Origin of the sequence: Salinisphaera sp. T5B8 (genome assembly GCF_040361255.1) — a bacterium.
Classification (GTDB): Bacteria; Pseudomonadota; Gammaproteobacteria; order Nevskiales; family Salinisphaeraceae; genus Salinisphaera.
This window is the reverse complement of sequence record NZ_APNG01000004.1, coordinates 60,875-83,042: the sequence shown is the minus strand read 5'-3', so window position 1 is coordinate 83,042 and position 22,168 is coordinate 60,875. Positions and strand designations below refer to the sequence as shown.

Sequence of the window (22,168 nt, the reverse complement as noted above, 5' to 3'; positions counted from 1 at the left end):
CGTTTTTTTATCTGCCAGTCAAACGTTTTCGGCGCCCTGCTGCGCTTGCCTCGCCATCGCCACATACAACGCGAGACTGGATTCCACGACGACATCGAGCGGCTCGCGATAACGATTGAGCGTCCAGTACATCGCGATATGAATCGTCGAGCCCACAAGGCCGGTCGACAGGACCCCGGCATCGGTACCGCTGTCTTGACCGAGCACGAAGATGTTGCTCACCAGTGTCTGCAGCGTCCGCGTAAAATTCTGTGTGGTTTCGCGGTAGAGCCGATCGATCTCGCCACTGATGCCGAAGATTTCGATCAACAATATGCGCGCCGTACCCGGCTGGTGATACATGGTTTCGAAAAAAACCCGCAGCCCGGCGCGGGCGGTGGCGTCCGCGTCGCTCGGCGCGCTATCGATTGCCGCGACGACTTCTTCTTCGAGCCGTTGCACGAGCGTTCGATAGACCTCGGCGAAAAGCGCTTCGCTGTTTCTAAACGACTCATAGAAGTAGCGTTCGGTCAGCCCGGCCTCGCGACAAAGCGACTTGACCGTCGCGCCGCGAAAACCCTCGCGGCCATAGACCGCGATGCCCGCATCGATGAGTTGCGCGCGTCGTTTGCTACGGCGTTCGTCGAGACTGCGACCACCATACGCCCGTCCGTTACGGCTGGCGCGGGATGAAGAAGATTCGTCGGTCATCTGTGCATATTGACATTATTTATTGTCAAACGTAATCTGACATTACATATTGTCAGTTCTGCTGGCAACACGACAGTGCGCCCCAGCCGCCCCGAGATCGATCGCGGCACGCTACTTGGAGAGGCGGGAAAAGACCGTCACCGGCCGCTACGCAAAGGAAACCGCATGAAGGATTTGAACAACAAGGTCGTCGTCATCACCGGCGCAGGCTCCGGAATCGGGCGCAGCTTGGCCAAACTCTGTGCGAAGCGTGGCGCAAGACTCGCCCTGTGCGACGTCGATACGGCCGGCCTGGAACAAACCCGCAGCGAATGCGCGAATGCGAAGGTGCTAACCGGCGTTGTGGACGTGTCCGATCGTGCGGCGGTCGAGACGTTTCGCGACGAGGTCGTTGCCGAATACGGTCAGGTGGATCTGGTCGTCAACAACGCAGGCGTGGCCCACTCGCAAACCATCGAAGACACGACTTACGACGATTTCGAATGGATCATGGGCATCAACTTCTGGGGCGTGGTGCACGGCACCAAGGCCTTTTTGCCCGAACTCAAGAAGCACAGTGGTAGCGCGCTGGTGAACGTGTCGAGCGTATTCGGCCTGATCAGCGTGCCCACCCAGGGCACATACAACGCAACCAAGTTCGCCGTGCGCGGGTTTACCGAGGCGCTTCGTCACGAAACCGCGGATAGCGACCTGCACGTGATGTGCGTACATCCGGGCGGCATCAAGACGGGCATTGCCCATTCCGCCCGTTTTTATGTGGGCCCGGACGGCGGCAACGACCAGGGCAAGGCCGCCGGGGATTTCGTCAACAAGATGGCGCGCACGACGCCCGATCAGGCTGCAAGCAAGATTTTGAGCGACCTGGGCAAACGCAAGGGCCGATGCCTGATCGGCGTTGATGCCCAGGTTATCTCGGCAATCTCACGGCTGGTACCGGTCAACTACTGGCGGGTAATGGGCCGGCTGCTGCCCAGCTGAACAAAGCCGGGGGATAAAAAAGGCCGCACAACCATCTTGTGCGGCCTTTTTCGTGCGCGAACGCCGGCTGCGATCAGATCGCGGCCGTGGTCACGAAACGCGTTTCCAGATAAGACTCGATCGCTTCGCTGCCGCCTTCCGAGCCGTAGCCGGAATCCTTCACGCCGCCGAACGGTGTTTCCGGCAAGGCCAGGCCCAGATGGTTGATCGAGATCATACCGGCCTCGATTTCCTGACCGATCCGATGCGCTGTCTTCATGGATGAGGTGAAGGCATAAGCCGCCAGGCCGTAAGGCAACCGGTTGGCCTCGGCAATCGCCTCGTCGGTGTCCTTGAAGGTATTGATGACCGCGACCGGCCCGAACGGCTCTTCGTTCATGATCTTCATGTCATGGGTGAGCCCGCTGAGCACCGTCGGCTCGAAGAAGTACCCCGGCCGGTCCGCCATCTTGCCGCCGAGATGGACTTCGGCGCCGCGCTGCTTGGCATCGTCGATCATATCGCCCACGGCAGTCGGACGCCGGTCGTGTACCAGCGGGCCCATGCGGGTATCTTCTTCCAGACCGTTGCCGATCTTGATCGCCTTGGCCGCGGCCACGAACTGCTCGACAAACTGTTCATAGGCGCCTTCCTGAACCAGAAAACGCGTCGGCGAGATACACACCTGGCCTGCGTTCATGAACTTGCCGATGCTCGACATCTTCACCGCGGTTTTCATGTCGGCATCGTCGAACACGAGCGTCGGCGCGTGGCCACCCAGCTCCATGGTGTTGCGTTTCATATGCGCGCCGGCCAGTGCGGCCAGCTGCTTGCCCACGGCGGTCGAGCCGGTAAACGAGATCTTGCGGATGACCGGATGCGGGATCAGATATTCGGAAATTTCCGACGGCACACCGTAGACCAGATTCACCACGCCCGCGGGTACGCCGGCATCCACATAGCACCGCAGCAATTCGGCTACCGACGCAGGGGTGTCTTCCGGGCCCTTGAGGATAATCGAACAACCCGCGGCCAGCGCGATGGACACCTTGCGCACAGCCTGATTCAGCGGGAAGTTCCACGGCGTGAAGGCAGCCACCGGGCCGACCGGATGCTTGGCTGCAATCTGCTGCACATTCTCGGCCCGTGCCGGAATCACGCGGCCATAAATACGCTTGGCCTCTTCGGCGAACCAGTCGAGCGTGCCTGCCGCACCGAGGGTTTCGCCGCGCGCTTCGCCCAGCGGCTTGCCCTGCTCGATGGTCATCAGGCGGGCAATATCGTCGGCGCGCTCGCGCAGTAGTTTGGCGGCCTTATTCAGGATGGCCGCGCGCTTGACCGCGGGCACCGTACGCCAGTGTTTGAAGCCGGCGTCCGCGGCTTCAAGCGCTGCATCCAGATCGGCCTGTCGCGCATGCGCGTGTTCGCCGATGACCTCGCCGGTAGCCGGGTTGATCACGAGCAGCGTTTCGCCGCCCGCGGCCGCACGCCATTCGCCGTTGATCAGCAGCGATACGGTGGGATAGGCCTTCTCGTTATCAGACATCAGTACTCCTCTTTTTCATTATCGAACGCCGCAAACCATATACCGAGTAAACCGCTGTTGTCGCTCATGGTGGCCGTGCATGGGCGGGCAAACGCGTCTTGCCAATACCGCGCGCAAAAAAAACGCCGGTCGCTATGCGAACCGGCGTTCTTTCAACTGCCAATCGAACGGGCCAAGGGCTCGATCGATTCATGGCCAAGCCGCTATCGAATCAGGCGGCTTTCCATTTGATGCTGCAGCCCTGGCTGGGCACCTGAACGTCTTCAGGGATCATGTCGCCTTCGAGCAGCGCATCAAGCGAGGCGCGCAGTTCAGCACCGGTCACGGCCACGCCGTTTTTCGGACGCGACTCGTCGAACTGGCCGCGATAGGCACATTTGCCATCGCTATCGAATACGAAGAAATCGGGCGTGCAAACCGCATCGTAGGCCTTGGCCACATCCTGGCTTTCGTCATAGAGATACGGGAACGCAAACTCGCGGCTCTCGGCAAAAACCTGCATCTGTTCAGGGCCGTCTTCCGGGCGCTCGGCGATATCGTTTGACGAGATGGCGACGAAGCCGATGCCTTGCGGCTGGTAGTGGTTGGCCACCGCCACGATCTCATCAATGATATGCAGCACGTACGGGCAATGATTACAGATGAACATCACCACTGTGCCTTGCTCGCCGGCGACGTCGTTGAACGAAACCGTCTGGCCGGATACCGTATCCGGCAGCGAGAAATCGGGCGCTTTCTTGCCCAGCGGCATCATGGTCGAATCGGTCAGCGACATGATCAATCCTTGTTGGAAAATATTACCCGCCAGTTTAGCCACTGTCGCCGGGCGACCCAAAACCGGTCCCGGCGAGCCGTGTCTAAAGCAGGCGCGTATTGTCGGCCCCCAGCGCCGGGCTCGGCGACAGCGCGTCGCGGGGCTGGCCGTCGAATTGCAGCGGGCACCCCAGTGCATCGCCCTGCTGCATGTCGCGGGCCTGAACCTGCGGATGGGCGAGCGCTTCTTCGAGGGTCAGTACCGGCGTGGTGCAGGCATCGGTATCGCCAAGCACCCGTATCCAGGCATCGCGGCTGCGGGTACGAAACAGGGCGGCCAAGCCCCAGTGCACGGGTCGGGTGAGATGCCGGGCACGGCGCGGATCGGACAAGGCGTTGGTGACTCGCTCGGCCCAGCCACGCGCGCCCGGGTCGCGTCCGGCGGGTGATGTTTTCGCACGATCGGATCGATCCTTGCGTCGCCCGGCCTTCCTTGTCTTAACCGGATTCAACCGTTCGAGCAGGCGGGCAAAGAACTTCGGCTCGAGCGCGCCGACGGCCAGATAACGCCCGTCCCGGCATTTATAAACCCGATAGTTGGGCAATGCGCCGGTCAGCGTATCGGCGCCTCGGGCCAGGGTATGGCCAAACTGGGCGCGGGTAGCCATGGCCACCGGCTGCAGGGCCAGCGAACCGTCGAGCATGGCCGCGTCCACGAACGTGCCCTGGCCGCTGGCACGGGCACCGATAATCGCCGACAACACGCCCACCGCACAGGTCAACGCGCCCCCGGCCAGATCCGCGATCTGAACGTTGGACATGGCCGGCGGCCCATCGGCCTGGCCTGTCTGATCGAGCACACCGGATAACGACAGATAATTGAGATCGTGCCCGGCGGCCGCGGCCAGCGGCCCGCTCTGGCCATAGCCGGTCAGCGCGGCATAAACCAGCTTCGGGTTGATGGCCTTGAGCGTGTCGTAGCCGCAGCCGAGCCGTTCCATCACACCGGGGCGAAAGGATTCGATCACCACGTCCGCGTCGGCTACCAGGCGCTTGAACGCCGCCACGTCGTCGGCGCTTCGCAAATCCAGGGTCACCGACGCCTTGCCTCGATTGACCTGTTCGAACAGTGCCGGCGAGAGCGTGCGCGCATAGTCGCCGCCCTGCGGGTCCTCGATCTTGATGATCTCGGCACCCAGCTGGGCCAGCAATTGGGTGGCATGCGGGCCGGGCAACAAACGGGTCAAATCGAGTATGCGCACACCGTCCAAAAGCGGATTGGTCATGGTCTATCCTGATTGGTCGAATACGTTCAGCTACCCATCGAACGTAAGAACACAGTGGATTATGTCTGCAACGCTTGGCTTTGCTCGCGCAAGCAACGTGTCCGCAAATGAACGCGAATACACGCGAATAAGGCAAAACGCAGGTCGATCGAAGGCTGTCGCTGTGCTGTTCGGGCCGCCCGCTCACCTTTTTGCATCATCAAACGCTGTCTTGCATTTGCGTTTATTGGCGTGCATTGCCGGCCCCATAAAGCGCTCGCCCTATGCCGCCTCGCGCCGCGCGGCCTCGGCCGTATCGACCGCCCGGGCAAAGAATTCGGCTTCACTGAACACGTCGACATCGATCGCGGCCAGGCGCGCCGTACGAGCGGCCGCCACCTGGTCGGCTTCGTCGGTATCGAGAATGCCCGCATCACGAGCCGCCGCCGCGAGCGCATCGGGATCGCCGTCGGGCAACCGCCCCTGCTTCTGCGCGGCCTTGATCCGCTCCACCAATGGCGATGCCGCGCTCACACGCCGAAATGCCTCGAACAAGCGTCCCACCCCGGATTCGGTATTCTGCGGCATGAAGATGTCGGCATTCAGACGCTGGCTTTGTTCATCCATACGTTGCGAAACACCGGCACAGGCCACCGCCAGCCGGTCGTCGGGCAGACGTGCCAACCGGTTCACCCGCAGCATGGGCAGCGCGACCCAACGCAGCATTTTGCCGAGCGGGCCGTCGAAATTTTCGTAAATACCTTCGAAGGCCGCCTGTACACGCGCCAGACTCAGACGCATGGCATAGTCCACCAGAATACGATCGGCCGGCTGGCGGCCTTCGGCCTCGAAACGCTTGAGTGTGGCAAAACCCATCAACATCCAGGCCAGCGCGTCGGCATAGCGGCCGGTGAGATTGCCCCGCATCTTGAGTTTGCCACCGACGAAGAACAGCGCCAGATCGGTCAACAGCGCAAAGCGCGAGGCAGCCCAGCCGAGTTTCTTGTAGTAGCGGCGTGTGTGCTTGTCGACATCCGGCACCCGCACGAACGCACCGCGCGTGAGCCCGTGGCCGAGGGTACGTCCCATATTCGCGAAAAAGTGGCCGATCCAGCCGCGCATGCCTTTCGAAAACGCGGCTGAATCGTCGTTTTCCACGGCATGCACCACGTTGAGCGCATGCGGGTGACAACGAATCGCGCCCTGGCCGAATACCATGAGCGTGCGCGTCATGATGTTGGCGCCCTCCACGGTAATGGCCACCGGCGCACTGCAATAACCGCGGCCGATGATGTTGTTCGGCCCCTGCATCACACCCGCGCCGGAAAACACATCCATGGCATCGGTGGCACATTCACGCGCGAGTTCGGTGGTATAGGCTTTCATCACGCCTGAAACCACCGGCGGGTCGATACCGTCGTCCACCGCCGTACAGCCCAGTACACGCGCGGCCTCGCCCAGATAGGCCAGCGCGTTCAAGCGCCCGATCGGCGTGGCCACCCCTTCCATACGCCCGATCGCCAGGCCGAACTGCTGGCGTACCATCGAATAGGCGCCGGTAGCCGCGGCCACCGTGCGCATGCCACCCACAGCGGTGGCGGGCAAGGACACCATACGCCCGCCGGCGAGACTTTCCATGAGCATGCGCCAGCCCCCGCCAGCCTGCGCACGGCCACCGAGAATGTTGTCGGCGCTCACCACCACGTTCTCGCCGATGAGCGGCCCATTGGGAAACGCTTCGCCGATCGGCTCGTGGCGATCGCCCTGCTTGAGTCCTGGCGTACCCGCATGGATAAGCACCACGGTAATACCCGGGGCTTCGCCCTTGCCCAGCAGATTGTCGGGGTCGCGTAGCCGGCAGGCCAGCGAGATCAGGTTGGCGACCGGCCCCAGGGTGATATAACGCTTGGCGAAATTCAGGCGCAGCGATACATCGCCGGCGTCATCACGAAACGCTTCGGCATCGGCGGTGATCGAGGCCGCATCGGAACCGGCGGTCGGTTCGGTCAGGCCGAAGCACGGCAGGTATTCGCCGCGCGCCAGCCGCGGCAGATAGTGTTCCTTCTGCTCGTCGGTGCCGTATTCCACCAGCAACTCGGCCGCGCCCAGCGTATTGGGGATGACCACATACGCCGACAATATGCCCGAATGCGGCGTGACCTTGGCCATGATCGCCGAGCGCGCCAACGTCGAGAATTGCTTGCCGCCATAGGCCTTGGGAATGATCAGCCCGAAAAAGCCTTCGGCCGCCATGAATTCGAGGATGTCGTCGGGCACACGCCGGCTCAGCGCGATCGCGTTGCAGTCGGCCCGCGAAAGCAGCTCGTTGACCGGCCCATCCATGAACGCCTGTTCCTCGGCGCTCAAGTGGCCATAGCGCGAATCCAGCATGCGTTTGAAATCCGGATGCCCCGAAAAGAACTCGCCGTCGATCCATACATCGCCGGCCTCCAGAGCCTGGCGTTCGGTATCGGAGATACGCGGCAAAACATTATTCGCCTGCATCCACTTCATCAGTTTTTCGAACATGGGTGGCACTCCCGAGCCGCTGTGGGCTTCTCGTTGGGGCGTTTGGGCGCGGGTTACGCCGAGCACGCCAATAAATCACCCGATCAGTCGCAGACCCGCACTGATCAAAGGCATTCCTGATCTTTCAAACTGCGCCAGCGGCCATTCCATGACCTCGAACACTTAATCCGGCTTCGTTCTTCAAGTCATTTATCCACAGATTTCGCTGATTGAAAGGATTTGAAAATCAGTCGGTCAGTCGGTTGTCGAGCGGTCGTCAGATCGAAGGGCGCGGCTACAAAAACGCGCATCACCTCTATGAATTCCTCTCTGTCTGACAACCAACTTTTCGTCTTTGTCTTCAATCTGCGTCATCTGCGAAATCTGCGGATAGAAGTCTTTGACGAACGAAGCCATACTACGGTCATCACCGGCCTGCCTCATACGCTGTAGAAGCGCCGATGCGAGTCGGCGCTCGCCTTGGCCATGGTCACGAGAATCGGCGCCGGCTGGAAACGCGGGCCGTGGCGCTCGGCAAGCGCCTGCAGGCGATCGACGACATTACTCACACCCTGCGTGTCGACATAGCGAAACGGTCCGCCTGTAAATGGCAGGAAGCCCAGCCCGAAAACCGCGCCGATATCGCCCTGCATGGGGTCGTCGATGATGCGTTCGGACAGGCAGTGCGCCGCCTCGTTGACGAACAACAGCGTGCAGCGTTCGACGATTTCGGCCGCGCTCGGTGCCTGCCCGCCCTGAGGCTCGTCAGCGAGCAGCGTGGCCAGTTCGGCATTGACCGGCCGCTTGGCGCCTTTTTTCCTGTTCGCGGTGTAGTCGTAGAACCCCTTGCCGGACTTGCGCCCGAGATAGCCAGCCTCGATCATCTTCGCCGAGGCCTCAGGCGCGGCCATACGCTCGCCGAAGGCGGCTTCCAGAATCGGGCCGACCTTGACGCCGACATCCACGCCCACTTCGTCGAGTAGCGTGAGCGGACCGACGGGAAAACCGTAGTCCACCAGCGCCTCGTCGATCGCCCGCACACTCGCGCCCTCGGACAGCAACCGGGCGGCTTCGTTGAGATAAGGCGAAAGCGTGCGCGTGGTATAGAAACCGGGGCCGTCGCGAACCACGATCACGGTCTTGCCCTGAGCCTTGCCGAAGGCAACGGCGGTGGCGATGGTCTTTTTCGCGGTCTTGTCGGTGGCGATAATCTCGAGCAACGGCATCTTCTCGACCGGCGAGAAGTAATGCAGCCCGATCACGTTCTCGGGCCGTTTGGCATGGGCGGCGATCTCGGCAATGGGCAACGACGACGTATTGGTCGCAAAGATGCAGTCAGTGTTGGCGCGCGCATCCGCCGCGGCCTCCACATCGGCGAGCATCCGTTGCTTGAGCTCGAGATCCTCGAACACCGCCTCGATGACGATATCCGCCGCACCCAGGCCGCTGTAGTCGGTGGTCGCCGTGACCTGATGCAGACACCGATCGGCCGCGGCGCGCGTCATCGCCTTTTTCGCCACCCGCTTGTCGTAGAAGGCGCGCACATGGGCCATGCCGCGGGCCAGCCCTTCGTCGCTGACATCCTTGATACGCACCGGCAGACCCGCCTTGTCGACGGTGACCGTCGCGATGCCTGCCCCCATCAGCCCCGCACCGAGCACGCCGACATGATGCACTTCGCGCGCCTTGACGTTGCGGGCCACGAAGGTGGCTTTCTTGAGCGATTCGGTGGCGTGATAGATATGACGCAGCGCCTTCGATACCGGCCCCATCGCCAGCTCGCCGAAGGCCTCGGCCTCGGCCGCATAGCCGGCCTTGATACCCCGCCGATAGCCGGTGGCGACGACATCGATAATGCGTTCGGGCGCCGGATAATGGCCATGGATTTTCGCCCGCAGCGTCTTGCGCGCCTGATCGAACAGCACCCGCCGCCCGGCCGGATTGTCTTCCAGCGCCGCGTTGGCCAATCCCGCCACTCCGGCCCGTACGCGCCCGCGTGCGCGCTCGATCAGCGCTGGCGAGGCGGTCGACGAGCGCTTGCCCGCCACGCGGGCCTGGCGCACGGCTTCCAGCAGCAGCGCTTCTGGGGCAACCACGCGATCGACCAGGCCGATCTTCTTCGCCTGGGCGGGGCGCAGCTTGCGCCCGGTTAGCATCAGATCGAGGGCGGTAGCAATACCCACCAGCCGCGGCAGGCGCTGGGTGCCGCCCGCCCCGGGCAACAGCCCGAGCATGACTTCGGGCAGACCCAGCGTGGTAGCGGGCGTGTCGGCGGCAATACGCACGTCGCAGGCCAGCGCCATTTCCAGACCGCCGCCCAGACAACTGCCGTCGATCGCAGCGACCACCGGCACATGCAGTTTCGACAGCCGGGTAAAGCCGGCCTGACCGCGTTTCGACAGGGCCTGTACTTCGGCTGCGCTGGTCACCGCGTCGAACAGGCCGATATCGGCACCGGCCAGAAACGAACCCGGCTTGTCGGAGATCAGCACGATGCCGATGACTTCCGTGTCGTGTTCCAGGGTTTCCAGCACGCGATCGAAGGCATCGGCAAATTCGGCCTTGATCGTGTTCTGGCGTGCGCCAGGCACGCCAAAACGCAGGATCGCGATGCCATCATCGCGTTTTTCGATCGTAAAGAGTTCGTCGCTCGGCCGGGCCGTGGTGTCGCTGTCGCTCATAAGGGCTGTACTCGTCATCGAATCGTGTCGGGGCGAACCGGCGTGGTTCAGTCGCGTTCCAGAATCATGGCCGCGCCAATGCCGCCGGCCGCACAGGCGGTGGTCATCGCCAGACCGCCGCCGCGGCGTTTGAGCTCGTGGGCAGTCTGAATCAGGATGCGTGCACCGGTGGCGCCAAACGGGTGCCCAAAGGCAATGGAGCCGCCGTTGACATTGAGAATGTCGCGATCGATCGTGCCCAGCGGCCCCCGCCCGATCATGTCCTTGAGATAGGTGCTGGATTCCATGCCGCGAATATTGGCCTCGACCTGGGCCGCGAACGCTTCGTGCATGTCGATCAGCGTAAGGTCGGATAGCGACAGCCCGGCGCGTTCAAGCGCCAGGGGTGCGGCCAGTACCGGCCCCATCAACAGATCGCGCTCGGGCGTTTTCGCGGCAAATGCATAGCTGCGGATATAGGCCAGTGGCTCGTAGCCCAGTGCCTTGGCCCGCTCTTCGCTCATGAGAATCATCGCCGCTGCGCCATCGGTCAGCGGACTCGAGTTGGCCGCGGTCACACTGCCGTTGGTCCGGTCGAATATCGGCTTGAGCCGGTCGTAACCCGAGCGCTCGCTGTTCTTTCGTACCAGGTTGTCGTCGCTGACCGGCACGGTCTTGCCGTTCGCGCTCACGAACGCGGTCATGCGCTGTGCGTCCAGGCGCCCGTCGGCCAGTGCCGCCGCGGCATTGGCATGCGAGGCATGGGCCAGATCGTCCTGCTCGGCCCGGGTTACGCCCCAGGTCTTGGCCATCTGTTCGGCCGACTCGCCCATGGTCTTGCCGGTCGAATACTCGGTAATCGATGGCTTGCGCGGGATCAGATCCTTCGGGCGCAGGCGCGCGAGTATCTTCAGACGGTCGCCGTTGGTCTTGGCCTGGGATGCATCACGCAATGCATCGGCCAGCCGCTTGGACAGCGGCACCGAAATATCGGAGGTGGAATCGGTACCGCCGGTCATCACCACGTTGGCTTGGCCGAGCGCGATCGCGTCGGCGCCGCTGGCCGCGGTCTGAAAACTGGTCGCACAGGCGCGGGTGATCGAATAGGCATCGGTTCGCGGGTTCATGCCCGAGGCCAGCACAATCTCGCGGGCGATGAACGGCGCTTCGGGCTTCATCACCGTCATGCCGAAAATGGCCTGTTCGATCTCGTCGGCCGCCAGCCCGGCGCGGGCCAACACCTCGGCGGCCGCCATTGCGCCCAGATCCACCGCGTCCAGGTCGCGAAACGCGGTTGCGATACGTGCAAAGGGCGTGCGCACGCCCGCCACGATGGCGATCCGACCGTTTGGACCACGCAGGCCTGCTGCAGCCCGGCCGGAGGATTTGCGGCCTTGCGCGGCATCGCTGGGGGCTTGGTTTTCTGCCATGGCTCTATACTCGTTACACAAGTTCCGTAAACTTAATTACACTTTCTACGTCGGGCCGATTCGGCCTGCGTCCGCCTATTCTTAGTCGTTTACATTTCACGATGTCAACAATTAAAGTCAATCCTCGCTGATTATTTTTATATGTGTAATTTCGTGTTCACCTTCCCAGGCCTCGATTGATGCGCGATTCATTGCCCCGTTCGAATAGTCATGGTCGAGCACCCGGTACGGCCGCCCGGGCACGAATAGAGGAGGCTGCGCTGGATCTGTTCGCCGAACGCGCGTTTCACGAGGTGCGCCTGGACGAAATCGCGCGCACAGCGCGCGCGTCGCTGCAGACGATCTATCGCCACTATGGCGACAAGCAGGCGCTGCTCGATGCCTGCGTGCTGAAATGGGCGAACGCGCTGGCCGCGCGTATGACCGACCACCTCGCCGGCATCGAGACCTACAAGGATCGACTGCGCAAGGTGTTCTGGGTGGTGCTCGACTTCTTTGAACAGAACCCGAAGGTCGCGCGCATGATCCTGGGCTCGGTGTACCCGGGTGCGATGCGTTACGACGTCACCGACCAGCAACGCCAGCTCACCAACATGTTTCTGGAAGTGCTCGCCGAAGGCCGCGAACGCGGCATTCTCAACGACCAGGTCAGCGAAGCCATCCTGCTCGACTACTTCTACGGCGTGCTCGCCCGCCTGATCCAGATGCAGAGCCTGCGTCAGCAGGAACCGCCGCTGACCGATCAGGTGAACGTACTGTTCGACATGCTCTGGCGGGCGATCGCCAAGCCCTGATTGACGTGGGCGCAGACAGTGGCTGTGCGGCAGGCGCTCACGCTTAGTTGCCGACCTGAGAATGACGTCGAACCGCGCTCATCTTTTGGGGGCCGACTCGCGCCTCCCCACCCGCGAGCGCGCGATTGCGCCCTGCGCCCTTGGCGGCATACAGCGCTTCATCTGCGCGCCGAAAAAGCAGCGGCAGCGGTACGTTCTCGCCGGCCGGGCTATGAACGACGCCGGCCGAGATCGTCACCACCGGCGCGATGCGCGAACAGGGGTGCGGGATAGCGAGATTACGGGCGGCCTGACAAAGGCGACGCGCGGTATCGATACACCGATCCGGCTCGTCGGTGCTCAGGATCATGACGAATTCTTCGCCGCCCCAGCGAGCGACCATATCCACGCCTTGCCGCACATGCGCCGCCAGCATATGGGCGATCTCACGCAGACAGTGGTCCCCGGCCAAATGGCCGTAGTGGTCGTTATAGTGCTTGAAGTAATCGACATCGATCATGATGAGGCCAACGCCTTGTGTCGCGCCTGTGCCTTCGAAAAAGCGCTCGACGCCACGTCGATTGGCGATCCCGGTCAGACCGTCGGTCAGCGACAGTTCCGCGAGTCGGGCATTGGCAACGTCCAGTTCCTGAGCCCGGACCTTCTCCCGTCGAATCGCCAGAAAATAGCCCCTTTCGCGGGCCTCCAGTTTCCAGGCCGCAAACAGGGAATAGGCAATCGTCACGCACTGAATCAACCAGATCCAGAACTGCTCCGCCCAGCTCAGTGGGCTGAACAACGCCGTGCTGACGACAACACAGAGAAAGATCAAACCACAGCCGCACAGACAAAAGGAAAACCGTGACTGTATCGCGGTCGCCAACAGAAACGGCTGGAGCGCAATAGGCACCTGGATCGCCCAGAAATCTGCCGGGTCGTGCGCCGCCAGGGCCAGCAGCTGCGCCATGAACACCCACAGTGGCACGCTGAGCATGATCGAGGCTTCGCGTATGAAAGCGCGCGGCCGTGCCCGCAGGATCAGATGCAACACGACGGCGTAGAGGTTGAGCACACCGAAATAAAGCGCGATTAGCGTCGTCTCGGTGGGCAGTAGAAAGTAGAAGCCCACCACGGCCAGTTCCATGAAAACCAACTGCAGCAAGCCAATACGAAAAATCGTTCTTCTGCGCGACGACGCGGTGGCGCGCTCGAATTCGCGCTCGACAGCCGGCTCGAAGCACAGGCCGAAGCCGGCATCCCAACGAAAAACCAGTTCCGATCCCAGACGGCCCCAGTCTGCGCCCGAACGATCTTTGCTGCCCTTATTCGCCACGGCGCAACTCCTCGCCCAAATCGAAACGCCCCTTTTTTTGGACTATAACGGCTCAGGTTTGATATCCGCCATGCAGTGGGCGGCACTCAGGCGGGCCGGAGTCCGCAAGTGAACACGAAGACACGCGACCTCCGTTTCGATTGTGCAGCGGGGCGTTATATTTCGTCGGCCCTGCGTATTTCCACGATCGATGAGTTTTTGCGTTTAAAAGCGTGCATGTGTCGACATGGACACGACCTTCGAGCAATCACGCATCAACGGTTCGTGAAAACGCCGGCTCATAGCGAATCGCCCGGTAATCCTCGTTCACGAAACGGGCCATCTGTTTTTTGTACTGGGTGGCGAAGCCGGGATACATGGTGGCGTTGAAGCCGTCTTCGGTGAGATACCAGCTCGAGCACCCGGAGTTCCAGTTGGTCTTGGCCAGACGTTTCTGCAGTTCGGCGTTGTGTTGGGCCTGGGCGTCTTCGCGTACATCGAGGGCGCGCAGGTCGTATTCCAGGATCGTCTGGATGCCCTGCACGATGTAGTCGATCTGCGGCTCCATATAAGCCAGCGCCGAATTGTGGCCGGGCCCGGAGTTGGGGCCGAGCGTCATGAACAGGTTCGGGTAGCCGGCGACGTTCACACTCTTATAGGCCATGGCACCACGCGCCCATTCGTCGTCGAGCCGGCGGCCGTCCACGCCGGTAATCGGGAACGGCGCGGCCGCCTTGGGCACGGCAAAGCCGGTGGCAAAGACGATGCAATCCACCTGGTGTTCGATGCCTTCGGCGGTGCGAATGCCCTTCTCGCAGATCTTGTCGATCGGCCAGGTATAGAGCTTGACGTTGTCGCGCATGAGCGCCGGGTAGTAGTCGTTGGAAACGAGCAGACGCTTGCAGCCAATCCGATATTGCGGCGTGAGCTGGCGGCGCACCCAGGCATCCGGCACCTGATGACGCAGAAACGCCTTGGCCACGCCTTCGAGCACACGTGTGACCGGCGTATTCCAGATCACGCCGGTGGCCATTGCTTCGTGCGCATAGAACAGCGCGTTGCGAAACACGGTCTGGCTGACGGGCAGCTTTTCGAAGAGTGTCTTGTTCCAGTCGGGCGCGGCATAATCCGGCCGCGGCAGAATCCAGGCCGGCGTGCGCTGGAAGACCTTGAGGAAATCCACCTGCTCGGCCAGCGCCGGTACGATCTGGATCGCACTGGCGCCGGTGCCGATGACGGCGACGCGCTTGCCGGCGAAGTCGTAGTCATGGTCCCAGCGTGCGCTGTGAATCGTCTTGCCGCCGAAGGTGTCCATACCGGGGATATCGGGTAGCGCCGGATTGGCCAGCGGGCCCTGGGCCGACACCACACATCGGGCGTAGACGTTCTTCTTGCCGGCGATCTGGATCGTCCAGATGCCGCGGGCCTGGTCGAACTTCAAGCCGGTCACCCTGTGCTTGAAGCGCATCAAGGCACGCAGCTCGAAGCGGTCGACCAGGTGGTGGATATAGTCGAGTATTTCCGCGCTACCCGAATAGCCGCGCGACCAGTTCGGATTCTGGGCGAAGGAGAACGAATACAGGTTGGACGGAATATCGCAGGCCGCGCCCGGATAGGTGTTGTCCCGCCAGGTGCCGCCGACCTCGTCGCCGCGCTCGAGGATAGCGATATCGGTAATGCCCTGCTCGCGCAGGCGGATCGCGGTACCCAGGCCGGAAAAACCGGCGCCGATAATCGCGACATCCAGCACGGGCGTTTTACGTTTCGCGGGTGTCTTGCGCGCGGCCTTGGCCTGTCCCGGCGCCGCGTGACCGTTGACCGCACTCATGCCGCGGTCTTGTAGGTGAGTTCCTTGACCCAGCTCGGCACCGGCCGCAGCAACGCACGCGGGTAGAAATCGGTGAGCCGCACCATGGCATCGACCGGCACGTGATAGAGCTTGTTGCCGCGATCGACCACCAGCCGGCCATGACGGCTGATCAGCTGAAACCAGGGGTTACGCCGTCCGTCTTCGGTACGCCCGCCGATGCGCTCATATTTCTTCATGGCCTTGTAGAGCTTTTCTTCCGGCAGGCCCATGGCCGCCACGTTGTCGCGCATACGTGACAGCAGCGGCAGATAGGTGGCGATACCGACGATCAGGCGCGGATTGAGCACGGTGCCCAGGAAATTGAGGCCCAGGCGATAGGCCTTGCCGTGACCCTGCATCTCGAGCACATGAAAGCCCACGCCGAGGTGACGGGATTCATCGTCGTTAATGCGCTTGAAGGCATCGTGACAAACCGGATCGTCAACCTGTTCGAGCAAAAAGGTACACAGCGCGCCGTCGAGGGCGACTTCCAGCATGGGAATGACCGAGCCAAGTACTTCCAGCGGCATCCGGTCGGACTGGGTATCGAGCCAGTCGATCACCAGGCGTAGATTGATATTCGGCAGCGGGATTTCGTCTTCTTCGAGCATGCCCCAGCGGCGCATCAGCGCCATTTCGGCATTGGCGTGGCGCTGCTCCTCGGCATGAAAGTAGGTATACATTTCCTTGAGCACCGGGTCTTCGGCCTTGCGCGCCATGGCGGCAAAGCCGCGCGCACCCACGTGCTCGATCCACATCAGATCGGACATGAAGGCCTTGAGCTTGGGCCATTGTTCATCGGTAATGAGTTCCGCGCCGGGCGCCTCCCAGTCGATATCGGCCAGCGCCCATTGGCTGGCCTTGACCTTGGCCAGCATCTTTACGAGATCAATATCCATTACATTGCTCCTGTACGCGAACGCGTGGATTCGCTATCCGTGGCGTGATTCGTTTCGGGCATGTCGTTGGCCGCGAACCGATCGATAAAACCGGCGCCCTTGGTATAGCTCGACGGCAACAGCCGCTTGAGCCGCCATACCAGCCGGGCGTCGAACTGCGGCAATACATAGAGCTGACGGCGATCCAGCCCGGCGAGCGCGCTCTTGACGACACTCTCCGGCGAGACCCCGGCCCAGCGCATGAGGTTGTCGGCGAATTTCGAAGAGGCTGGGCTGATACGCCCGGCCTTCATGATGTTGGTCTGTACGAACGTCGGGCACAGCGCACACACATGAACCGAGGTGTCGGCCAGTTCGGCCGCGAGTGTTTCGGTGACTGCCAGCACCGCTGCCTTGCTGGCGTTATAGGCGCCCATACGCGGCGCCGCGGCAAAACTGGCCGTGGATGCAACGTTGATCAGCCCGCCGCGCCCGGCGGCGCGCAGCCGCGGCGCGAATACGTGGCAGCCGTGAATGACGCCCCACATATTGATGTCGAGCACCCAGCGCCAATCGGCCAGGGTCATATCGCCGATGCGATGCCCGCCGGCGCCGACACCGGCGTTGTTGATCACCAGATCGGCCGGGCCGCCGAACCAGTCTTCGCTGGTTTGCGCCAGCGCCTGGACATCCGCGAGCTGGGTCACGTCGCAGCATACGGCCAGCGCTTTACCGCCCGCCGCTACGATACGCTCGACGGTGGCCTGCGCCTGGGCTTCGTCGATATCGGAACACACGATCGCGCCGCCGCGCGCGGCCAGCTCGAGCGCGAACGCACGACCGATACCGCTGCCGGCCCCGGTGATGACGGCGTTGGCGTTGCGGGTAACTCTATTGGAACGAAACATAACGGCCTCGGCTATCTGCCTTTTTATACTGTGACATTGTTTGATGTCACGTTACACAGTGCCGGGAAAGATCGCAATCGAAACGAAAAACGATGCGAAACAAGCCGCCTGCGCTATCGAACCCGCTGCGATGTCGGCCCACACCCCGCGCCGGGTGGGCAACTGGGGCCGTAGACGTGCGCCATCGCCATCCCGTTCGCCAGGCGAATAAGCGCCACGAAAACCGTGCGCAGCGCATCATCACGATGGAAACTCAAAAGGCTCTTACGTATACTTCTATCCGTTCATCCGGATAGAGAGATAACGTCTTATGAGCCGATACCTGTTCACTTCCGAATCCGTCACGGGCGGCCATCCCGACAAGCTGGCCGATCAGGTGTCGGATGCGATTCTGGACGCTTATCTCGCCCAGGATCCCACCGCCAAGGTGGCCTGCGAGACCGCGACCAAGACCGGCCTCGTCATGGTCTTCGGCGAAATCAAGACCGACGAAAAGAAGAACGTGAACGTGCCGGTCGAAAAGATCGTGCGCGATACCGTACGCAGCATCGGCTACACCAGCTCCGACATGGGCTTCGATGCGGATACCTGTGCCGTGATGAACGTGCTCGGCGAACAGTCGGCCGACATCAATCAGGGCGTGGACCGCGGCGACCCGAAACAACAGGGCGCGGGCGATCAGGGCCTGATGTTCGGCTATGCCTGCGACGAAACCGACGTGCTCATGCCGGCCCCGATCACTTATGCGCATCGTCTGGCCCGGCGTCAGTCCGAGCTGATGAAATCCGGCAAGCTGGACTGGCTGCGTCCGGACGCCAAGTCCCAGGTAACCTTCGAATACGAGAACGGCAAGCCGATCGCGATCAATGCGGTGGTGCTGTCGACCCAGCACGATCCAGGCATCTCGCAGGACGATCTCAAGGCTGCCGTGCACGAAGAGATCATCAAGCCGGTGATCGGTGAGTGGCTGACCGACAACCCCACGATCCATATCAACCCGACCGGCAAGTTCGAAGTCGGCGGCCCGCTCGGCGACGCCGGGCTGACCGGGCGCAAGATCATCGTAGACACCTATGGTGGCATGGCCCGCCACGGCGGCGGCGCCTTTTCGGGCAAGGACCCGTCCAAGGTCGATCGGTCGGCCGCGTACGCGGCCCGCTATGTGGCCAAGAATGTGGTCAAGGCCGGCCTGGCGTCGAAATGCGAAGTCGCGCTGTCATACGCGATCGGCGTGGCCGAGCCAACCTCGATCTGGGTCGAGACCTTCGGTACCGGCAAGGTCGAGGACGAAAAGCTCACCCGGCTGATTCGCGAACATTTCGATCTTCGCCCCTACGGCATTCTGACCATGCTGGATCTGCAGCGCCCGATCTATGCGCCGACCGCAGCCTATGGCCACTTCGGCCGCGAAGACGTGGACCTGCCCTGGGAGCGCACCGACAAGGCCGAGGCGCTGGCAAAGGATGCCGGGCTGCAGGCCGCCTAAAACCGACGAACACGAACGGGCGGCATATCTGCCAGAACGGCGTCGCTCGTCACCCCGTTTCACGACGCAAGGATTCAATCATGAGTACGCCTGCCGAAAAGATCGATCAGGACTATATCGTCGCCGATATCTCGCTCGCCCCCTGGGGCCGGCGCGAGATCGAAATCGCCGAAACCGAAATGCCGGGGCTGGTCGCCCTGCGCGAGGAATTCGGCGAGTCACAGCCGCTCAAGGGCGCGCGTATCGCCGGCTCGCTGCATATGACCATTCAGACGGCCGTGCTGATCGAAACACTGGTCGCCCTCGGCGCGGAAGTGCGCTGGGCCTCCTGCAACGTGTTCTCGACCCAGGATCACGCCGCGGCCGCGATCGCCGAATCCGGCGTACCGGTGTATGCCTACAAGGGCGAATCGGCCGAAGAGTACTGGGAATACTGCCACGCGATCATGGATTGGCATGACGGCGGCCTGCCGAACCTGATCCTCGACGACGGCGGCGATGCGACAACGCTGGCCACCTTCGGCGTGAAAGCGACCCAGGATCCGTCGCTGCTGGACAACCCGGGCTCCAACGAGGAAAAAGCGCTGTTCAAGGTGATGAAGAAGCGCCTTGCCGAACAGCCCGATTTCTATACCAAGCTCGGCGACGCGATCACCGGCGTTTCCGAAGAGACCACCACCGGCGTGCATCGTCTGTATCACCTGGCCAAGGAAGGCGGCCTGACCTTCCCGGCGATCAACGTCAACGACTCGGTCACCAAGTCCAAGTTCGACAACCTCTACGGCTGTCGTGAATCGCTGGTCGACGGCATCAAGCGCGCCACCGACGTGATGGTGGCCGGCAAGGTCGCCATCGTCTGCGGCTACGGCGATGTCGGCAAGGGCAGCGTGCAGTCGCTGCGTGGTCTGGGTGCGACCGTCTGTGTCACCGAGATCGACCCGATCAACGCCCTGCAGGCTGCCATGGAAGGCCTGCGCGTGGTGGATCTGGAAGATCCGGGCGTGGTCGAACAGGCCGATATCTTCGTGACCGCCACCGGCAACTATCACGTGATCAACCACGATCACCTGAAGCGCATGAAAAACGAAGCGATCGTGTGCAACATCGGTCACTTCGACAACGAGATCGACGTGGCCGCGCTCGAACAGTACGAGTGGGAAGAGATCAAGCCGCAGGTCGATCACATCACCTTCCCCGACGGCAAGAAGATCATCCTGCTGGCCGAAGGCCGGCTGGTGAACCTCGGCTGTGCCACCGGCCACCCGAGCTACGTGATGTCGAACTCCTTCACCAACCAGGTGCTGGCCCAGATCGAGCTCTGGAACCATCGCGATCGCTACGAGAACAAGGTCTATGTGCTGCCCAAGCACCTGGACGAAAAAGTGGCGAGCCTGCATCTGGCCCGCGTGAACGCCAAGCTCACCAAGCTCACCAAGGAACAGGCGGACTATCTCGGCGTACCGGTCGACGGCCCGTACAAGCCGGATCACTACCGCTACTAAAACGCCCGCGAGCCGCCAGACCCGGGCCAACGACAGACCCGGCCCGTTTTGCACGCGGGCCGGGTCTTTTCATGTTCCCGCCTTTTAGGCCGCGGCTGACGCAGCGCGCATCGACAGTGGACGTATCGGCATGACGCACGTATCGCAGAACTCCTTCAGCATCGAATTCTTCCCGCCCAAGGGCCCGAAAGGCGCCGCCCGGCTGGACAAGGCACGTGCGCGACTGGCCACCCTGGCCCCGGATTTCTTTTCAGTCACCTTCGGTGCGGGTGGCACGACCCGATCCGGCACGCTGGAAACAGTTACACGTACGATGCAGGCCACCGGCATCCCGGCCGCGCCGCATTTGTCCTGTATCGAGGGTACGCATACCTCGATCAACGAACTGCTGGACAGCTACAAGGCAGCCGGTGTCGAGCGTATCGTCGCGCTGCGTGGCGATCTACCCGACGGCATGGATCAGCCGGGGGTGTTCAGCTACGCCAACGAACTGGTCGCCCATATCAAGCAGCGCCACGGCGATGATTTTCATATCGAGGTGGGCTGCTATCCGGAATACCATCCGCAAGCGCCCTCGCCGGCGGCCGACGTCGAGAACTTCGTGCGCAAGGTGCGCGCCGGTGCGGATTCGGCGATGACGCAGTATTTCTACAATGCCGATGCCTACTTCAATTTCGTCGAGGAAGTAAGCGCCCAGGGCGTGGATATCCCGATCGTGCCCGGCATCATGCCGATCACCGATTTCGGTCAGGTTTCGCGCTTTTCGGCGATGTGCGGTGCCGATATCCCGCGTTGGATTCGCCAGAAGATGGAAGGCTATGGCGACGATCTGGCCTCGGTCCAGGCCTTCGGGCGCGAAGTGGTTGCACGCATGTGCGAACAATTACTCGCCGGCGGCGCGCCGGGGTTGCACTTCTACAGCCTCAACAAGGCACAGCCGACAACGGATCTATGGCAGGATCTGGGCCTGCCCACAGCCGAAAGCCGCGCCGTCCAGGCCGGTTAGCCCGGCCCGGCATGCCTCGCGTAGGCGGTCACAACACCGCCTTCTAAGCTATGCCTCGTTGAGCTCGTCGCGCATGGCATCGTTGAATCGGGCCGTCAGGTGCGCAAACTCCTTGCGCTCGGCCTCGGTCCAGTCGTGAAAGCCTTTCTCTACCCGTTCCAGACGCCGGTCGCGTACGCGCGCGGCCGCATCCCGTCCGGCTTCGGTAATGGTGACAAAGCCACCGCGCCGGTCATCCGGGTTGTCCAGCTTGTCGACCAGGCCCGCCTGCTTCATCGCAGCCACCTGACGGGTGACCGTCGAGGCATCGAGATTGACCTGTTCGGCCAGCGCGCCCACCGATTGTCGATCCTTGCGTTCGAGCAGGATCAAAAGCAGATAGTGAGCCCGTTCGAGACCGAAATTGAAACGCCGCCGAGCGGCTTCCAGACGACGCACCAGAAAGGCGAGTTCATATTCCAGCGCTTCCACGGATGGGCAGGTCGTGGGCAGGTGATTACCCAACGTTTCGTCTTGCTGTTCTGTCCTGCGGATCATGTGATTCTTCAGCCTTTGGTTGAGAACCCGATGGAAATCAATCGCGCTTCTGGCGCGAACATATGCATCTTACACGATAGATGTAAAACCGCATTTTACTCACAACGA

At 62.1% G+C, this 22,168-nt stretch carries 17 protein-coding genes; 5 read left to right on the top strand and 12 right to left on the bottom strand.

The window, feature by feature from the left end:
* Positions 1-18: 18 nt before the first annotated feature.
* Positions 19-690: a TetR/AcrR family transcriptional regulator gene (locus tag T5B8_RS04885; protein WP_353176756.1), complete on the bottom strand. Its 672-nt coding sequence runs from the start codon at positions 688-690 to the stop codon at positions 19-21.
* A gap of 165 nt (positions 691-855) precedes the next feature.
* Here T5B8_RS04885 and T5B8_RS04880 point away from each other — a divergent pair, with 165 nt between their 5' ends.
* Positions 856-1,668, top strand: coding sequence for an SDR family NAD(P)-dependent oxidoreductase (locus T5B8_RS04880; RefSeq protein ID WP_006914992.1), 813 nt, complete (start codon positions 856-858; stop codon positions 1,666-1,668).
* 73 nt (positions 1,669-1,741) lie between these two features.
* Here T5B8_RS04880 and T5B8_RS04875 read toward each other — a convergent pair whose 3' ends face one another.
* The 6 genes from T5B8_RS04875 to fadI all read right to left on the bottom strand — a co-directional run bounded on the left by T5B8_RS04875 (position 1,742) and on the right by fadI (position 11,809).
* Positions 1,742-3,193 carry an NAD-dependent succinate-semialdehyde dehydrogenase gene (locus T5B8_RS04875; RefSeq protein WP_353176755.1) on the bottom strand — a complete coding sequence of 484 codons (1,452 nt, stop codon included), beginning with the start codon at positions 3,191-3,193 and terminating at the stop codon, positions 1,742-1,744.
* 211 nt (positions 3,194-3,404) lie between these two features.
* Positions 3,405-3,968: a thioredoxin family protein gene (locus T5B8_RS04870; RefSeq protein ID WP_353159092.1), complete on the bottom strand. Its 564-nt coding sequence runs from the start codon at positions 3,966-3,968 to the stop codon at positions 3,405-3,407.
* An 82-nt stretch (positions 3,969-4,050) separates the two neighbouring features.
* Positions 4,051-5,232: a CaiB/BaiF CoA transferase family protein gene (locus T5B8_RS04865; RefSeq protein ID WP_353176753.1), complete on the bottom strand. Its 1,182-nt coding sequence runs from the start codon at positions 5,230-5,232 to the stop codon at positions 4,051-4,053.
* A gap of 261 nt (positions 5,233-5,493) precedes the next feature.
* The gene (locus T5B8_RS04860; RefSeq protein ID WP_353176751.1) at positions 5,494-7,740 is read right to left on the bottom strand and encodes an acyl-CoA dehydrogenase; all 2,247 of its coding nucleotides are present in this window, start codon (positions 7,738-7,740) and stop codon (positions 5,494-5,496) included.
* A 419-nt stretch (positions 7,741-8,159) separates the two neighbouring features.
* Entirely contained in the window at positions 8,160-10,400 is a 2,241-nt protein-coding gene (gene fadJ, locus T5B8_RS04855) for a fatty acid oxidation complex subunit alpha FadJ (protein ID WP_353176749.1), read from the bottom strand.
* A 47-nt stretch (positions 10,401-10,447) separates the two neighbouring features.
* Positions 10,448-11,809 (bottom strand): acetyl-CoA C-acyltransferase FadI, encoded by a 1,362-nt coding sequence (fadI, locus tag T5B8_RS04850; protein WP_353176747.1) that lies wholly within the window; start codon positions 11,807-11,809, stop codon positions 10,448-10,450.
* A 179-nt stretch (positions 11,810-11,988) separates the two neighbouring features.
* Between fadI and T5B8_RS04845 the strand changes: the two genes are divergently transcribed.
* Entirely contained in the window at positions 11,989-12,603 is a 615-nt protein-coding gene (locus tag T5B8_RS04845; protein WP_353176745.1) for a TetR/AcrR family transcriptional regulator, read from the top strand.
* A gap of 43 nt (positions 12,604-12,646) precedes the next feature.
* Here T5B8_RS04845 and T5B8_RS04840 read toward each other — a convergent pair whose 3' ends face one another.
* The 4 genes from T5B8_RS04840 to T5B8_RS04825 form a co-directional block, all read right to left on the bottom strand.
* A complete protein-coding gene (locus T5B8_RS04840) occupies positions 12,647-13,915 on the bottom strand; it encodes a GGDEF domain-containing protein (protein ID WP_353176743.1) in 1,269 nt (422 codons plus the stop codon).
* Positions 13,916-14,162: 247 nt separating this feature from the next.
* Complete coding sequence (locus T5B8_RS04835; protein ID WP_353176741.1) at positions 14,163-15,722, bottom strand: flavin-containing monooxygenase; 1,560 nt, start codon at positions 15,720-15,722, stop codon at positions 14,163-14,165.
* On the bottom strand, positions 15,719-16,642 hold the full coding sequence (locus T5B8_RS04830; protein ID WP_353176739.1) for a ferritin-like domain-containing protein: 924 nt from the start codon (positions 16,640-16,642) through the stop codon (positions 15,719-15,721). Before T5B8_RS04830 ends, T5B8_RS04835 begins: the two co-directional genes overlap by 4 nt.
* Positions 16,642-17,529 (bottom strand): SDR family NAD(P)-dependent oxidoreductase, encoded by an 888-nt coding sequence (locus T5B8_RS04825; RefSeq protein WP_353176737.1) that lies wholly within the window; start codon positions 17,527-17,529, stop codon positions 16,642-16,644. The genes T5B8_RS04830 and T5B8_RS04825 overlap by 1 nt, the downstream gene beginning before the upstream one ends.
* A gap of 310 nt (positions 17,530-17,839) precedes the next feature.
* Between T5B8_RS04825 and metK the strand changes: the two genes are divergently transcribed.
* The 3 genes from metK to metF all read left to right on the top strand — a co-directional run bounded on the left by metK (position 17,840) and on the right by metF (position 21,523).
* Complete coding sequence (metK, locus tag T5B8_RS04820) at positions 17,840-19,015, top strand: methionine adenosyltransferase (RefSeq protein ID WP_353176735.1); 1,176 nt, start codon at positions 17,840-17,842, stop codon at positions 19,013-19,015.
* Positions 19,016-19,095: 80 nt separating this feature from the next.
* A complete protein-coding gene (ahcY, locus tag T5B8_RS04815; protein WP_353176733.1) occupies positions 19,096-20,517 on the top strand; it encodes an adenosylhomocysteinase in 1,422 nt (473 codons plus the stop codon).
* 130 nt (positions 20,518-20,647) lie between these two features.
* Positions 20,648-21,523 carry a methylenetetrahydrofolate reductase [NAD(P)H] gene (gene metF, locus T5B8_RS04810; RefSeq protein ID WP_353176731.1) on the top strand — a complete coding sequence of 292 codons (876 nt, stop codon included), beginning with the start codon at positions 20,648-20,650 and terminating at the stop codon, positions 21,521-21,523.
* Positions 21,524-21,571: 48 nt separating this feature from the next.
* Here metF and T5B8_RS04805 read toward each other — a convergent pair whose 3' ends face one another.
* A complete protein-coding gene (locus tag T5B8_RS04805) occupies positions 21,572-22,060 on the bottom strand; it encodes a MarR family winged helix-turn-helix transcriptional regulator (RefSeq protein WP_353176730.1) in 489 nt (162 codons plus the stop codon).
* Positions 22,061-22,168 lie beyond the last annotated feature (108 nt).